The 385-nt window shown below is 46.8% G+C and carries 1 protein-coding gene; it reads right to left on the reverse strand.

Annotated elements, in window-relative coordinates; translation table 11 throughout:
- On the reverse strand, positions 1 to 385 hold a 385-nt coding region (gene gmtX, locus A9165_RS16495; protein ID WP_255365756.1), incomplete at both ends, for a gamma-mobile-trio protein GmtX.

Consider the following 385-nt stretch of genomic DNA (forward strand, 5'->3'; position numbering starts at 1 on the left):
ATCTACCTCACCTAACAACTTGCGGAGACCTGTCGCAAAGCCTCTAGGGAATATTTCTGTGTTGTATTCCATGTCTTTAACTTGGCCTGCTTGTGAGGTTTGCCAGTTCTGTTTTTCCATACATTCGTCAGAGATAGCGTAGGCTAAGGCTTTCTTCTCAGATTCGGTCAAGATGCCAGATAGTGAAGGCAAGACTTCAACACTCGGCTCTGCGCTTGCATCAAACTGACGTACAGGACGCTTATCAATGGTAATATTCGCGTGCTGTTTTAGCAGATTAACCTCTTTGCGATAACGGTTGCGCTCGGCAATAATCTGACCAAACAAAGCCCGTACCGCAGGGTCTGGAATACGCTCAAGCAGCTTGTTATCCTGTGGAACAGAC

Origin of the sequence: Alishewanella sp. HH-ZS (genome assembly GCF_001704375.1) — a bacterium.
Lineage (GTDB): Bacteria > Pseudomonadota > Gammaproteobacteria > Enterobacterales > Alteromonadaceae > Alishewanella > Alishewanella aestuarii.